At 71.7% G+C, this 14,176-nt stretch carries 11 protein-coding genes and 1 pseudogene; 3 read left to right on the top strand and 9 right to left on the bottom strand.

Annotation, left to right across the window (positions count from 1 at the left end; all coding sequences use genetic code 11):
• Positions 1-10: 10 nt before the first annotated feature.
• Positions 11-382 carry an SsgA family sporulation/cell division regulator gene (locus WJ438_RS24505; protein ID WP_406727155.1) on the bottom strand — a complete coding sequence of 124 codons (372 nt, stop codon included), beginning with the start codon at positions 380-382 and terminating at the stop codon, positions 11-13.
• 229 nt (positions 383-611) lie between these two features.
• Between WJ438_RS24505 and WJ438_RS24500 the strand changes: the two genes are divergently transcribed.
• A complete protein-coding gene (locus tag WJ438_RS24500; RefSeq protein ID WP_406727154.1) occupies positions 612-1,796 on the top strand; it encodes a serine hydrolase domain-containing protein in 1,185 nt (394 codons plus the stop codon).
• 15 nt (positions 1,797-1,811) lie between these two features.
• On the opposite strand, the gene WJ438_RS24495 is transcribed toward WJ438_RS24500, so the two are convergent.
• The 5 genes from WJ438_RS24495 to WJ438_RS24475 all read right to left on the bottom strand — a co-directional run bounded on the left by WJ438_RS24495 (position 1,812) and on the right by WJ438_RS24475 (position 6,623).
• Positions 1,812-2,096, bottom strand: coding sequence for a DUF1876 domain-containing protein (locus WJ438_RS24495; RefSeq protein WP_406727153.1), 285 nt, complete (start codon positions 2,094-2,096; stop codon positions 1,812-1,814).
• Between the two features lie 206 nt (positions 2,097-2,302).
• The gene (locus WJ438_RS24490) at positions 2,303-3,148 is read right to left on the bottom strand and encodes an EamA family transporter (protein WP_406727152.1); all 846 of its coding nucleotides are present in this window, start codon (positions 3,146-3,148) and stop codon (positions 2,303-2,305) included.
• A complete protein-coding gene (locus WJ438_RS24485; protein ID WP_406727151.1) occupies positions 3,145-3,477 on the bottom strand; it encodes a hypothetical protein in 333 nt (110 codons plus the stop codon). The genes WJ438_RS24490 and WJ438_RS24485 overlap by 4 nt, the downstream gene beginning before the upstream one ends.
• Positions 3,478-3,681: 204 nt before the next feature.
• A complete protein-coding gene (locus WJ438_RS24480) occupies positions 3,682-5,910 on the bottom strand; it encodes an MMPL family transporter (RefSeq protein ID WP_406727150.1) in 2,229 nt (742 codons plus the stop codon).
• A gap of 113 nt (positions 5,911-6,023) precedes the next feature.
• Positions 6,024-6,623 carry a TetR/AcrR family transcriptional regulator gene (locus WJ438_RS24475; RefSeq protein WP_406727149.1) on the bottom strand — a complete coding sequence of 200 codons (600 nt, stop codon included), beginning with the start codon at positions 6,621-6,623 and terminating at the stop codon, positions 6,024-6,026.
• Positions 6,624-6,805: 182 nt separating this feature from the next.
• Here WJ438_RS24475 and WJ438_RS24470 point away from each other — a divergent pair.
• Positions 6,806-10,210: pseudogene (locus tag WJ438_RS24470) on the top strand (S41 family peptidase).
• 129 nt (positions 10,211-10,339) lie between these two features.
• Here WJ438_RS24470 and WJ438_RS24465 read toward each other — a convergent pair.
• The 3 genes from WJ438_RS24465 to WJ438_RS24455 all read right to left on the bottom strand — a co-directional run bounded on the left by WJ438_RS24465 (position 10,340) and on the right by WJ438_RS24455 (position 12,997).
• Positions 10,340-10,522 carry a hypothetical protein gene (locus tag WJ438_RS24465; RefSeq protein ID WP_406727148.1) on the bottom strand — a complete coding sequence of 61 codons (183 nt, stop codon included), beginning with the start codon at positions 10,520-10,522 and terminating at the stop codon, positions 10,340-10,342.
• 76 nt (positions 10,523-10,598) lie between these two features.
• Positions 10,599-11,483, bottom strand: a complete 885-nt coding sequence (locus WJ438_RS24460; RefSeq protein ID WP_406727147.1) for an SDR family oxidoreductase — start codon at positions 11,481-11,483, stop codon at positions 10,599-10,601.
• Complete coding sequence (locus WJ438_RS24455) at positions 11,480-12,997, bottom strand: flavin-containing monooxygenase (protein ID WP_406727146.1); 1,518 nt, start codon at positions 12,995-12,997, stop codon at positions 11,480-11,482. The genes WJ438_RS24460 and WJ438_RS24455 overlap by 4 nt, the downstream gene beginning before the upstream one ends.
• 182 nt (positions 12,998-13,179) lie before the next feature.
• Here WJ438_RS24455 and WJ438_RS24450 point away from each other — a divergent pair, with 182 nt between their 5' ends.
• On the top strand, positions 13,180-13,830 hold the full coding sequence (locus tag WJ438_RS24450) for a MerR family transcriptional regulator (protein WP_406729795.1): 651 nt from the start codon (positions 13,180-13,182) through the stop codon (positions 13,828-13,830).
• The last annotated feature ends 346 nt before the right edge of the window (positions 13,831-14,176 follow it).

The raw sequence follows: 14,176 nt of genomic DNA, 5'->3' as shown, positions 1-14,176 counted from the left end.
GTCGGTGCGGTCAGTGCGGGACCGGTTCGGCGGCTGCCGCGGCCGCGTACGTACGACGCAGGAACCGTGTCAGGGCCTTCGTCTCGAACTCCACCACCGACACCACCTGCGCGGAGTGGAACTCCACGACGGTCTGCACCCGGCCGCACGGCCACACCTGCACGTCACCGCTTCCCACGGGGGTGCGCAGCCCTCGTTCCAGCAGTTCACGGGGGAGGGCCCACTCGCGGTGCGCGAGGCCGGGCAGCCTCACCCTCACGGTGCGGGGGTCACGCTCGGCGTCGTAGTACAGCATCACGGACACCGCCCCACGGCCCACGGCCTGCGGGGCGTCCGCGTCCGTGACGATCTGAGCGCGTGCGTACTGCTCGACTACGTTCATGGGGGCCCCTCACGGTGCGCCAACTGTACGAAAGCCGCATACCCGTTCGTTCCTCCAATGTCGCACACATTCCGGAATCCCACTCTCCGTGTGCGCCTCGTCACTGAGGAGCCGGTGCCGGTACCGGGCCGACACGGCCCAGGAATCGCAGGCGGACGGCCGCTGTTGCACCCCATGTCAGAGGTGAACGACGGGACTGGCGACAGACGAACAGAGAGGACCGGCCGACGTGGGCGTCGAAGTGCACGGCACAGTGACCGAGGGCTTCGAGCCGGTCGGGGAAGCGTTCGCACGGAACTTCGAACGCCTCGGGGACCGGGGCGCCGCCGTCGCCGTCTACCGGAACGGACGCCGGGTCGTCGACCTGTGGGCCGGTGTCAAGAACATCGAGGGCACGGACGGCACAGACGGTACCGAGCCCTGGCAGCGGGGCACGGCCCAGATCGTGCGCTCGGCGACCAAGGGCGTCGCCGCCGCCGTACCCCTGCTGCTGCACCAGCACGGCGCACTGGACCTGGACGCACCGGTCGGCCACTACTGGCCCGAGTTCAAGGCCCACGGCAAGGAACGGGTGCTGGTCCGGCACGTACTGAACCACCGGGCCGGAATCCCTCTCCTCGACCGCCCGCTCACCCCGACGGAGGCGCTCGACCCGCTGCGGGGCGCCGAGGCGGTCGCCGCCCAGGCACCCGTGTGGGAGCCGGGCACCGACCACGGCTACCACGCCCTCACCTACGGCTGGCTGCTCGACGAGCTGGTTCGGCGCGTGACGGGCCGGGGAGCCGGCGAGTGGATCGTGGACCGGATCGCCGCTCCGCTGGGGCTCGACTTCTGGCTGGGGCTGCCGGACGCGGAGGCCGGCCGGGTGGGGCGGGTCGGCCCGGTCGAGGGGCCCGAGCCGTCCGGCGCGCTCCGCGCCCGCCCCAAGCGCTCGGTCACCGCGGCCTACGGCGACCCCTCCTCCGTCACCCGCCGGGCCTTCGCCGCGATCAGTCCGTTCCCCGACCCGAACGACCCGGCGTTCCGCGCGGTGGCCCAGCCCGCCGCCAACGGCATCGCGACGGCGGACGGGCTCGCCCGCTTCTACGCCTCACTGATCGGGCGGGTCGACGGCGTACGCCTCTTCGACCCGGCCACCGTCGAACGCGCCCGCGCCGAGGAGTCGGCGGGCCCGGACCGCGTCCTGATCGTGGGCACCCGCTTCGGCCTCGGCTACATGCTGCACGGCAGCGCGTCGCCCTTCCTGACCCCGGGCTCCTTCGGCCACCCCGGCCGCGGCGGCTCCCTCGGCTTCGCCGACCCGGAGACGGGCATCGCCTTCGGCTACGTCACCAACGGCTTCCGCACGACGGTGACCTCGGACCCCCGCGCCCAGGCCCTGGTACGGGCGGTGCGCTCCGCCCTCGCCGGCTAGCTCACCCGCCGTCGCTCATATGTGGATCGGGTGCGAGGTCCGGCCGGACACCTCGTCGATCTCGTCGTGCGCCTTGGTCAGCAGTCGCATCGCGAGTTCGTTCAACGCGCGTGCGCCGGCGACCTCCTCCCCGACCCTGGGCTGATTCGCGTCGACGTGGTGCCGGCTCGCGTGCCCGTGGGCCCGTACCTCGGTCCCGTCGGGCAGCCGGAGCAGCGCCACCGCGCGCGTGTGCTGGTCGTCCTCCATGAACTCCATCTCGACGTGCCACCCGACCGTGGTGCGCATCGTGCCCGCCATGACGATCACCTCCGGAAGTCCTGCTTCCAGGGTGCCCCTCCCCCGCCCGATCGCACCCGGCCGTTGCCCGCCGCATCCCGAGCTGCGGGTGGGCTCTCCACGAAAGGCGTGAGCACTTCCCGGCGAAGTGCTCACACCCCGCTCCTCTGAGGCCCGTGCGGACACATCGGCCGCGGACACATCGGCCGCGGATGCTCACGCCGCCCCTATCCGGCGCGCAGCATCAGCCCGATCCCGACGACCAGCAGGCCGGCCGCGGCGATGCGCGGGGCGCCGAAGCGTTCCCTGAAGAACAGCGCGCCGATACCGGCTCCCACGATGATCGACGATTCCCGCAGGGCCGCGACCGGGGCGAGGGGGGCGCGGGTCTGGGCCCACAGGACGAGGGCGTACGCGGTGACGGAGAGGGCGGCGCCGAGCAGGCCGAGGGCGGCGTACGGGCGGAGCAGGGCGGTTGTGCCGCCCCGCCAACGCCAGAGCGCGTACGCCGGGATCACCGTGCCCTGGATGGTCATGAGCCAGGCGATGTAGCCGAGGGAGGAGCCGGAGGCGCGTACGCCGAGGCCGTCGACGACGGTGTACGCGGCGATGGTCAGGCCGGTCGCCAGTGCCGCCCCGATCGCCGCCCAGTCGGGCCGGTGCCCGCGCAGCCCCCACAGGGCGACGCCGGTCAGTCCCGCGCAGGACAGCCCGATCCCGGCGGCGGCCCACCCGTCGGGCACCTCGTGCGCGAACACGGCGGCGAGGACCGTGACGAGCAGGGGCGCGCTGCCTCTCGCGAGGGGGTACGCCTGCCCGAAGTCGCCCAGTTCGAAGGACTTCATCAGCAGTGCGTAGTAGGCCAGGTGGATCGCGGCCGAACCGAGCAGGTACGGCCATGCCCCCGCCGCCGGTAACGGCACGAACGGCAGCAGCGCGAGCCCGATCAGCAGGCCGCCGCCCGAGATCAGGGCGAAGCCGGCCAGTTTGTCGGTGATCCGGTGCGCGATGGCGTTCCAGGCGGCGTGGGTGACCGCGGCGAGCAGGACGGCCGCGGTGACCAGTGGGGTCACTCGGAGCGCTCGCGCACGTCCGCCAGGGTGCCGCCGGCGTGGGCGATCAGCGTCTTGGGTTCCCTCGGGGAGACGGTGTACGGGGTGCCGGCCGCCGCCCGCACGAGGTCGTGGTCGAGGAGGGAGCGGTCGGCGAGGACGCGCGTCGTGGTGCGGTGCCCGAAGGGCGGTACGCCGCCGATCGCGGCGGCGGCCTCGGGGGCGGTACGGGCGGCGCCGGGGAAGCGCCGGACCTGCCCGGCCACCTCCGCGAGCCCCAAGTCCCGCAGGGCCTCGGCGAATCGGGGGTGGGCCGCGGAGCCCTCGTTGTCGGTGGCGGCTGTCGTCATGCGGGGCACGCTAGCGGCCGGCGCGGGCCGCGGGCGACCCGGCCGTCCCAGCCGGCAGACGCGTCAGGCGCGTCAGGCGCGTCAGGCGCGTCAGGCGCACGAAAAAGCCGGTAAGGGCTCCCCGTCCCCACAGGGCCCTCACCGGCTGGTACTGCGGACCGCAGGACCTGACGTCCTGCGGTCCGGTGCTGTCATCCGCTGCTGTCACACACGGACCAGGTCCCGGTCGTCGTCCGGGTTTCCGCCCTTCTTACCGGCGTCGGTGCCGGTGCGCAGGCCCTCGCCCTCGACGTCCACGTTGGGCAGGAAGCGGTCCAGCCACTTCGGGAGCCACCAGGCCTTCTTGCCCAACAGGGCAAGCACCGCCGGGACGATCGCCATGCGGACGACGAACGCGTCGAAGAAGACGGCGACGGCGAGACCGAAGCCGATCATCTTGATCATCGGCTCGCTGGAGCCGATGAAGCCGGCGAAGACCGCCATCATGATCACCGCTGCGGCGGTCACGACCCGGGCGCTGTACCGGAAGCCGGTCACCACGGCCTGGCTGGGGCTTTCCCCGTGGACGTAGGCCTCCCGCATCCGGGTCACGAGGAACACCTCGTAGTCCATGGCCAGTCCGAAGACCACGCCGACCATGAAGATCGGCATCATCGACATGACCGGGCCGGTCTCCTCCACGCCCACCAGGCCGGACAGCCAGCCCCACTGGAAGACCGCGACCACGGCGCCCAGGGCGGCCATCACGGAGAGCAGGAAGCCGAGGGCCGCCTTCAGCGGGACCAGGATCGACCGGAAGACCACGATCAGCAGCAGGAACGCCAGCCCGACCACCAGGGTCAGATACGGCAGCAGCGCGTCGTTGAGCTTCTGCGACACGTCGATGTTCATCGCCGTGGCACCGGTGACCAGGACGTCGGCGTCGGCGTCGGCCTTGATGTCCGCTCCGGCGTCCCGGATGTCGTGCACCAGGTTCTCGGTCGCCAGGGACGAGGGCTTGGAGTCCGGGACCACGGTGATCGTCGCCGTGTCACCGGCCGTGTTGGGTGACGCCGGGCTCACCGAGACCACGCCCTCCAGGCCCTCGATGTCGTCGACGGTCTGCCGGAAGCCGGCCTGCGGGTCGTCGCTGTTCTTGGCGTCTACCACCACGACCAGCGGACCGTTGAACCCAGGGCCGAAGCCCTCGGAGAGCAGGTCATAGGCGCGGCGCTGGGTGGTGGACGTCGGCTGCGAGCCCTCGTCGGTCAGACCCAGTTCCAGAGAGGCCGCCGGGATGGCCGCCGCACCGAGGCCTACGACGCCGAGCAGGAGGACGGCCACGGGACGGCGTAGGACGAAGCTCGCCCATCGTGTGCCCATGTTCGGGCGTTGCGCTTTCTTCTCGGTGCGGCCACCACCGAGCAGCTTGCTCTTCTCACCGGCCGGACGGACCTTGCGGCCCGCGTAGCCGAGCAGTGCCGGAATCAGGGTGAGGGCGATCAGTACGGCGATGACGACCGTTCCTGCGGCGGCGAAACCCATCTTGGTCAGCATCGGGATGTTGACGACCGAGAGGCCGACGAGGGCGATGACGACTGTGAGCCCGGCGAAGACGACCGCGGAGCCCGCCGTGCCGACGGCGCGGCCGGCCGCCTCCTCACGCCCGTGTCCCTCGGTCAGTTCCGCACGGTAGCGGGAGACGACGAACAGCGCGTAGTCGATGCCGACCGCGAGGCCGATCATCATGGCCAGGGTGGAGGTGGTGGGGCTGAGGTCGAGGGGGCTGGCCAGCGCGGTGATGCCCGACACACCGATACCGACGCCGATGAGCGCGGTGAGCAGCGGCAGACCGGCCGCGAGCAGCGACCCGAAGGTGATGACCAGGGCGAGCGCGGCGACACCGATCCCGATGATCTCGGCGGCACCGGTGGGCGGGACGGTGGCCAGCAGCGCGTCACCGCCCATCTCCACGGTCAGCCCGGCGTCGCGGGCGTCCCCGGCAGCGCCTTTCAGGGCGTCGCGCGAGGACTCCTGCAACTCCAGGACGGAGACCTTGTAGCTCACCGAGGTGTAGGCGACGGTGCCGTCCTGGCTGACGCCTCCACCCTGGTACGGGTCGGTGGCACCGGCCACCTCGGAGCCTTCGGAGAGCTCCTCGACGGTCTGCTGGACGGTCGCCTTGTGACCGGCGTCGGTGATCTTCTCGCCGGCGGGGGCCTTGAAGACGACACGTGCGGTCGCCCCGTCGGCCCTGGTGCCGGGGAAACGTTCCTCGAGCAGGTCGAAGGCCTTCTGCGCCTCGGTGCCGGGGATGGAGATGGAAGAGTTGCCGGTGGCGGGCGCGCCGGCAGCGCCGACGCTCGCGAGCGCCAGCAGCGCCACCCAGAGCAGGGCTACGAAGTGCCGTCGCCTGAAGGCGAAACGACCGAGTCGATAGAGGAAAGTGGCCACGAGAGAGTACTCCCGGTCTGATCGCGGGTTGTTCAGGGCAGGGGGGAGCAGCCCGACGACGGAGCTGTGATGTCAGGCGGTGGTCGACCGGGGGGCGGTCTGAGGGGGATCGGTCAGGGGAGGGGGACCCCGAGGGAAGGGAGGAGCACAGCGTCGATGTACGAGGTGAGGAACTCCCGCGTGGGCGGCAGATCGTCGATCAGGGGCCGCGCGACGAACGCGCCGACGAGCATGTGCACCAAGTGCTCCAGCGCAGGGTTGTCCGGGCGGATCTCGCCACGGTCGACCGCGCGCCGGACGATCCGCTGGACCTCCTCGATCTCCGTTTCGACGAGGAGGTCCCTGAACGCACGTCGCAGGTCGTCGTTCGTGTGCACCGCCATGGCGAGCGCCCGCATCAGGGCGGCGCTCTGCTCCATGGCGCAGTCGTCCTGGCGGCCGGCAAGGGCATGCAGGTCACCCCGCAGGGAACCGGTGTCGGCATCGCCGAGGCCACCCGGCTTCTGATGCCGCATCGCCCTCACCACCAGCTCGGCCTTGCCGCCCCACTGGCGGTAGAGGGTGGCCTTGCTGGACCGGGTGCGGGCGGCCACGGCGTCCATGGTGAGGGCGTCGTACCCGACCTCGCGAAGCAGGTCGAGCACGGCCGCGTAGATCTCGGCCTCGCGCTCCGGGGTGATCCGGCTGCGACGCGCCGGTGCGACCTCGGTCATCCCGCTCACCTCTTCTCGCTCCGGATCTCACCGCGCCGAACGACACGGTTTCGTACACGAAGAATGTACCGCAGACCCTAGAGGAACGAAACCGTTTCGTACGTTCGCTGGGTCACGCCGGGAGAGCCGCCGTCGCTCCGCACGAGTTGCTGCGGTCCGTAGCCCGGAAAAGCATGGGAAGAGTGAGTTATCTGCGCCTGCCGCACCTCAACGGCGACCTGCTGTGCTTCGTGGCCGAGGACGACCTCTGGCTCGCCCCGCTCGAACGCCCCGGGCCGGGCCTGGCGACTCACCGTCGACCGCACCAAGCTCGGCCACCCCCGCTTCTCCCCCGACGGCCGCCACATCGCGTACACGAGCTGGCGCAGCCTCGACCCCGAGGTCCATCTGGTCCCGGTGGACGGCGGTCCGGGCCGCCGTCTGACCTACTGGGGCAGCTCCGACACCCGGGTCTGCGGCTGGGCGCCCCCGAACGGGGACGGGAGTCCCGAGATCCTCGCCGTCGCCTCGCACGGCGAGCCGTTCTCGTACTTCACCTGGTCCTACAAGCTCTCCACCGACGGCGGTCCGGGCCGCAAACTGCCCTGGGGCCCGGTGGCCGACATCCAGGTCGCCGAGATCGCCGGAGAACGCAGAACCCTGCTGCTCACCGGCACCCCGCCGCACGAGCCGGCCTCCTGGAAGCGGTACCGGGGCGGGGCGACGGGCAGGCTGTGGCTGCACGGACGGCGCCTGCTCGACGGGCACGACGGGCTCGCCGAGGTCGACGGACATCTACACTCCCCGATGTTCGTCGGCGGCCGGGTCGCCTTCCTCTCCGACCACGAGGGCGTCGGCAACCTGTACTCCTGCGCGTACGACGGCTCCGACCTGCGCCGCCACACCGACCACGACGCGTTCTACGCCCGGCACGCGTCCAGCGACGGCACCCGGGTCGTCTACCAGTGCGCCGGTGACCTGTGGCTCGTCGACGACCTGTCCCCGGCCTCCGTGCCGCGCCGGCTGGACGTCACGCTGAGCGGGCCGCGCGCCGGGCGGCGCCGTTACCAGGTGCCCGCCGCGCACCACCTGGACGGCGTCTCGGTGGACGAGACGGGCCGCGCCAGCGCCGTCGTCGTACGCGGCAGCCTGTACTGGCTCACCCACCGCGACGGCCCCGCGCGCACCCTCACCGACACCCCCGGGGTGCGGGTGCGGCTGCCGGAGATGCTCGGCGCGAGCGGGCGGGTGGCGTATGTGACGGACGCCGAGGGCGAGGACGCGATCGAGGTCGTCTCCCTGCCCCGGGCGAGCGGCCGCCGCCCCACCCGACGGCTGGCCTCGGGGAGGCTGGGCCGGGTGCTGGAGATGGTGGCCGACCCGGACGGCGAACGCCTGGCCGTCGCCTCCCACGACGGCCGCCTGCTACTCGTGGACATCAGCGAGGCCGACAACGGCCTGGGCGGGGGCAGCAGCGAAGGCTCCGGCCCCGGCGGCGAGGAGGCTTCCGGTGGCGAGGGCCCCGGCATCGCCGACAGCTCCCCCGACCCCGACCCCGGCCCCGGCCCCGATCCCGACAACCGGGTCACCGAGCTGATCCGGTCCGTCAACGGGCCCGTGCGCGACCTCGCGTTCTCGCCCGACGGCGGGTGGCTCACCTGGTCGCACCCCGGCGTCGGGCGGACGCTGCGGCAGATCAAACTGGCCCGGATCAAGGACCGGTTCGTCATCGACGTCACCAACGGCCGCTTCGAGGACGAGAACCCGGTCTTCACCCGGGACGGCCGCTACCTCGCCTTCCTGTCCTGGCGCGGCTTCGACCCGGTCTACGACGTGCACACCGGTGACCTGTCCTTCCCGCTGGGCTGCCGCCCGTACCTGGTACCGCTGTCCTCGGCGACCCTCTCCCCGTTCGCCCTCAGCCCCGAGGGCCGGCCGCCGGGGGCCTGGACCCGGTGGAGGCCGACGACGGGGACGACAGCGGCGACAGCGGCGGCACGGTGACCGTCGAGACCGAGGGCCTGGAGAACAGGGTCACCCCCTTCCCGGTCGCCGCCTCCAAGTACTCGGCGCTGCACCCGGTCGCGGGCGGCGGACTGGTCTGGCTGCGCTGGCCGATCTCGGGCGCGCTCGGCGAGACGTTCGCGAACCCGGACGACACCAGCGGCCGGCCGACCCTGGAGCACTTCCACATCAGCAAGGCGAAGAAGTCCGAACTCGTGGAACATCTGGACTTCTTCGCGGTCAGCGGCGACGGGACGCGGCTGGTCGTGGCCGACGAGGGCGAGCCGCGCGCGGTGCCCGCGACCGAGCCGGGCGACAGCGACTCCACCGTCTGGATCGACGTCCGCCGCATCCTGCACGAGGCCGACCCGGCGGCCGAGTGGCGGCAGTCGTACGAGGAGGCCGGGCGGCTGATCCGGGCCTACTTCTGGGAGCCCGGCATGTGCGGCATCGACTGGGACGCGGCGCTCGACCAGTACCGCCCGCTGGTCGAACGGGTCACCTCCCCCGACGAGTTCGCGGACCTGTTGCGCGAACTGCTCGGCGAACTCGGCACCTCCCACGCCTACGTCACCGCCGCCCGCCGCAACGAGGGCCCCCCGCACTACCAGCGCCGCCAGGGCTTGCTCGGCGCCAACCTCGTGCCCCGGGAGGGAGGTTGGACGATCCGGCGGATTCTGCCCGGTGATTCCTCCGACTCCCGTGCGCGTTCGCCGCTGGCCGGCACCGGCATCCGTGAGGGCGCGGTCCTCACGCATGTCGACGGCCGCCCGGTGGACCCGGTCGCCGGGCCCTACCCGCTGCTCGCGGGGGCGGGCGGTACAACGGTGGAGCTGACGTTCGCCCCGGCCGAGGGCACGGGCCCGCCCCGCCGGGTCGCCGTCGTCCCGCTGATCGACGAACGCCCGCTGCGCTACCAGGACTGGGTGGCCAAACGCCGGGACGTGGTAAGGAGGTTGAGCGGCGGCCGGTGCGGCTATCTGCACATCCCCGACATGGGCGGCTCGGGCTGGGCCCAGTTCAACCGCGACCTGCGCATGGAGGTGTCCCGCCCGGCGCTGATCGTCGACGTGCGCGGCAACGCGGGCGGCCACATCAGCGAACTCGTCGTCGAGACGCTGACCCGCACCATCCTGGGCTGGGACCTCACCCGCGGCGCCCAGCCGGTGTCGTACGCGGCCAACGCCCCGCGCGGGCCGGTGGTCGCCCTCGCGGACGAGGCGACGAGCTCCGACGGTGACATGATCACGGCCGCGTTCAAGCTGCTGAAGCTGGGGCCGGTGGTCGGGCAGCGCACCTGGGGCGGGGTGGTCGGCATGACCGGCCGGCACCGGCTGGGGGACGGCACGGTGATCACGGTGCCGATGAACGCGGCCTGGTTCGACGCATACGGCTGGTCGGTGGAGAACAGAGGCGTCACCCCCGACCTCGAGGCGCTGCGCACACCGCTGGACTGGGCGGAGGGCCGGTACACGGTGCTCGAGGACGCGGTCCGACTGGCCCTGGAACTCCTGGAGACGGAGCCCCCGGCCACTCCCCCGGGCTACAGCGACGTCCCCGACCGCTCCCGCCCGAAGCTGCCACCGAGGAAGGGCAGGACGTGAAGGACCCGGAAGCGTGGGGGCGTGGGAGGGTGGAGACGTGAGAGGGGGCGCCCCCGTGGAGGCGCCCCTTCCCGCTTCAGCACACGGCGCTCAACGGCCGTGCCGAGCAGTGGTCTTCAGCACACGACGTCAGGCGTCGTAGTCCTCGTCGAAGCGCTCCTCGGACTCCTGCCGTCCGCGCTGCGGGTTGTCCGGGTCCTCTTCGCGACGGCGACCGCGATTCTGGAGCTGCTCCTTGGCCTGGCCGGCCTTCTGCTTGGCCTGCTGCTGCATCTGCTCGGACTTGTCCTGAAACTGATCCTTCATGCCCATGTGGGTTCACTCCCGTTGGGGTGTGGGGGATCTTGCCCCCTCAGATTCACACGGGCGGTGACCCTCCGCACGTCGATCAGTCACGCACCGTAGTACGGTGTTGTTCATCGGCGTTCCCGCCGGCCCCGACCAGGCCCGTGCGCATGCCGGTGAGGCGATCCGCGAACCGCCGCATCTCCCGCTGCCCGACGGTCCCGATCACACCGGGCAGGTACCCGCGCACGCCCTGCATCCCCCGCAGCCACCACTGCCCGTACACATGGCTCGAGCGTCGCTCGATCCCGGCCACGATCCGGTCCACCGCGGGGCCCAGCGGATACGTCTTGTTCGTCGGCCACGGCAGCCGCTGCCTGAGTTCCCGCATCACCTCGTCCTGGTCGGTCCCGCGCACCATGTCCGTGTCGGTCCAGGAGAGATAGCCGACGCCGACCCGCACTCCCCGGTGTCCGACCTCGGCCCGCAGAGAGTGCGCGTACGCCTCCACACCGGACTTGGACGCGCAGTACGCGGTCATCATCGGCGCCGGGGTGATCGCGGCGAGCGAGGCGATCTGGAGCAGGTAGCCGCGGCTCTCGGTCAGCAGCGGCAGGAACGCGCGGGCGGTGACCGCCGATCCGATCAGGTTGACCTCGATGACCCGCCGCCAGGCCTCCGGGTCGGAGTCGGCGAACGGACCACCGGCCGCCACACCGGCGTTGGCGACCACGATGTCGACCTTCCCGAACCGCTCCTCGACCTCCCCCGCGACCCGGACCATCGCCCCGTGGTCGGTGACGTCGGCGTGCCAGTGGCCGCTCTCGCCGTGCAGCCGCGCCGAGACCTGCTTGAGCACGTCCGGCTCCAGCCCGACCAGTGCCACCTTCGCCCCGCGCGCGGAGAGCTTGCGGGCGAGCAACTCCCCCACCCCGCGGGCCGCTCCGGTGACGACGGCGACCTGCCCTTCGAGACTTCCCCTGCTCATGCGGCCACCTCGGCGTTCTCGTGGGGCGCGGCTGTCTTCTTCGCGGGTGCGCGCAGGACGGCGTACTCGGACAGGTCCACGCGCCGCGTCGCGCGCCGGAACTCGCTGGTCGTGCCCGGCCAGACGGTGGTGTTGCGGCCGTCGGCGTCCAGATACCAGCTGGTGCAGCCACCGGTGTTCCACACCGTGCGCTTCATCCGTTCCTGCACCCGGTGGTTCCAGACGCGGACGGCGCTCCGGCGGGCGTCGAGGGCGACCCGGCCTCCGAGGACGTCGAGTTGGCGCAGGTAGTCGGCGAGGTAGTTCAGCTGGGACTCGATCATGAGGATCATCGACGAGTTCCCGAGGCCGGTGTTCGGCCCGATGAGCGTCATCCAGTTGGGGAACCCGGCGGCCGAGGCACCGCGCAGGGCCTCCATCCCGCCCGTCCACGTCTCGGCGAGGGTCTTGCCCTCCGCGCCGACGACCCGCTCGGCGATGGGCATGTCGGTCACGTGGAACCCGGTGCCGAACACGATCGCGTCGACCTCGGCCTCGGTCCCGTCGGCGGCGACGACGGTCGAACCGCGGACCTCGCTCAACCCACTGGCGACGACATCGACGTTGGGCCGCGCGATCGCCGGATAGTACGTACTGGACAGCAGGATCCGCTTGCATCCGATGCGGTAGTCGGGGATCAGCTTGGCGCGCAGGGCCGGGTCCTCGATGGCGCGGACCATGTTGCGCTTGGCCAACTGCTCGACGAGACCGAGCTCGTTGGGATACTTGGTGAACGCCTGCACCTGCAACTCCCTGACCCCCCACAGCAGTCCGCGGCGCAACTGGGCGGTGAAGGGCAGCGCCCGGTGCAGGGCCCGTTCGGCGCCGCTGATGGCCCGGTCGACGCGGGGCAGGACCCAGGGCGGGGTGCGCTGGAAGAGAGTGAGCCGGGAGACGAGCGGCTGGATGGACGGCACGATCTGGATGGCGGAGGCCCCCGTGCCGACCATGGCGACCCGCTTGCCGCGCAGGTCGTAGTCGTGGTCCCAGCGGGCGGAGTGGAACACCCTGCCGGGGAAGGTGTCGAGCCCGGGGATGTCGGGGACCTTGGGGTCGGACAGCGGCCCGGTGGCGGACACCACGACATCGGCGGTGAGGCTGCCGCTGCTGGTCTCGATCTCCCACCACAGCCGCTCCGTGTTCCACGCCATCCGCTTCACCTCCGAGTCGAAGCGGAGGTGCGGACGCAGGCCGAAGGTGTCGGTGACGTGCTCCAGGTAGGCACGGATGTGCTCCTGCCCCGAGAAGGAGCGCGGCCAGTCGGGATGGGGCGCGAAGGAGAACGAGTAGAGGTGCGACGGCACGTCGCACGCGCACCCGGGGTAGCTGTTGTCGCGCCAGGTGCCGCCGACGGTACCGGCCCGCTCCAGGACGACGAAGTCGGTGACCCCCTCGCGCCGCAGCCGCACAGCGGCCCCCAGCCCGCCGAACCCGGACCCCACCACCGCGACCCGTACATGCTCGTGCTCGGCCATCCCGAAGCCTCCCGCCCTCACGCGCCACCGAGAACCTTGCCAGTGACCACTGGCGCAATGGAGCGTAGAGCAGTGCCGTACTGATGGGTAGGGTGCGCGCAAGGAAAGTTACCGCCGGTACGCCCTAGGCTGCTGACGTGGCAGAGGAGAACGCAGAACCCGGTGAGCGGCGCGAGTACCGCATGGAGGAGCTGGCCCGGCTGGCCGGCATCACCGTGCGCACGCTGCGGTTCTACCGCGAACGCAAGCTGATCCCGCCGCCCCGCCGCGAGGGCCGCATCGCCTGGTACGACGACCAGCACCTGGCCCGGCTACGGACGATCACGGCACTCCTGGAGCGCGGCCACACCCTGAACGGCATAGCGGAACTCGCCGAGGCCTTCGACCACGGCCGCGACGTCGGCGAACTCCTCGGCATGGACGCCCCCACCGAGGAGACCCCGGTCCGTCTCACCCCCGAGGAGCTCGCCGACCGTTTCGCGGGCGAGGTCACCCCGGAGAACCTGGCCGCCGCGATGGACCTCGGCTACCTCGGCACCGACGGCGAGGAGATCGTCCACATCAGCCGCCGCCTGCTGGACGTCTCGTCCGCCCTGGTCCGCGAGGGCATCCCGCTCGCGGAGGTGCTGCGCACGGGCCGGGAGGTCCGCACCCACACCGAGGCCGTGGCCGACCTCTTCGCCGAGCTGATCCTCCGCCACGCCCCCGAGGAGGCCGTGCACCGCCTGCGTCCCCTGGCCCGCGGCGTGGTCGACGCCGAACTCTCCCTGGCGATGGACCGCCGCCTGCACAAACAGTCGTGCCCCTCAGGCGGCACTCACTCCATCGAATGACTTTTTACCACACCGAGCGAAAGGAAGTTCGCGCTCCGAAAGTGGAGTCAAAAGGCCCCGGCGGCTGAGCCACCGGCCCCGGGGTACGGCCGACACCGCATAGGGGTGTCGACGTGTCCGAGCGTGGCCCTCAACCGACTCTGCGATCCTCGCTTTCGATGCCCATCAACGGACAGGCAAGGGCTCTTGGTGCCCTGCGACTCAGCCAGATCACGAGCGTCTCCACTTCGCCGGAACGGCAACGTGCTGCTGCGCAGTCCGTCCCTGATGGGCCATCACGTCCCTCACGGGCAAACCGTCCGCGACGCGGACGGTGCGCCTGGGTTGCTCGGTCCGCCCCTGCCCA

This window comes from Streptomyces sp. GD-15H, from assembly GCF_045291515.1.
Taxonomy (GTDB): Bacteria; Actinomycetota; Actinomycetes; order Streptomycetales; family Streptomycetaceae; genus Streptomyces.
Note: the sequence above shows the minus strand (reverse complement) of the source record. Positions and strands in the feature narration are given on the sequence as shown.

Bases quoted from the DNA above. Each gene is read 5' to 3' on its own strand.
- WJ438_RS24505 (WP_406727155.1), bottom strand. From the start codon at position 382: ATGAACGTAGTCGAGCAGTACGCACGCGCTCAGATCGTCACGGACGCG.
- WJ438_RS24495 (WP_406727153.1), bottom strand. From the start codon at position 2,096: ATGGCGGGCACGATGCGCACCACGGTCGGGTGGCACGTCGAGATGGAG.
- WJ438_RS24485 (WP_406727151.1), bottom strand. From the start codon at position 3,477: ATGACGACAGCCGCCACCGACAACGAGGGCTCCGCGGCCCACCCCCGA.
- WJ438_RS24475 (WP_406727149.1), bottom strand. From the start codon at position 6,623: ATGACCGAGGTCGCACCGGCGCGTCGCAGCCGGATCACCCCGGAGCGC.
- WJ438_RS24465 (WP_406727148.1), bottom strand. From the start codon at position 10,522: ATGGGCATGAAGGATCAGTTTCAGGACAAGTCCGAGCAGATGCAGCAG.
- WJ438_RS24460 (WP_406727147.1), bottom strand. From the start codon at position 11,483: ATGAGCAGGGGAAGTCTCGAAGGGCAGGTCGCCGTCGTCACCGGAGCG.
- WJ438_RS24455 (WP_406727146.1), bottom strand. From the start codon at position 12,997: ATGGCCGAGCACGAGCATGTACGGGTCGCGGTGGTGGGGTCCGGGTTC.
- WJ438_RS24450 (WP_406729795.1), top strand. From the start codon at position 13,180: ATGGAGGAGCTGGCCCGGCTGGCCGGCATCACCGTGCGCACGCTGCGG.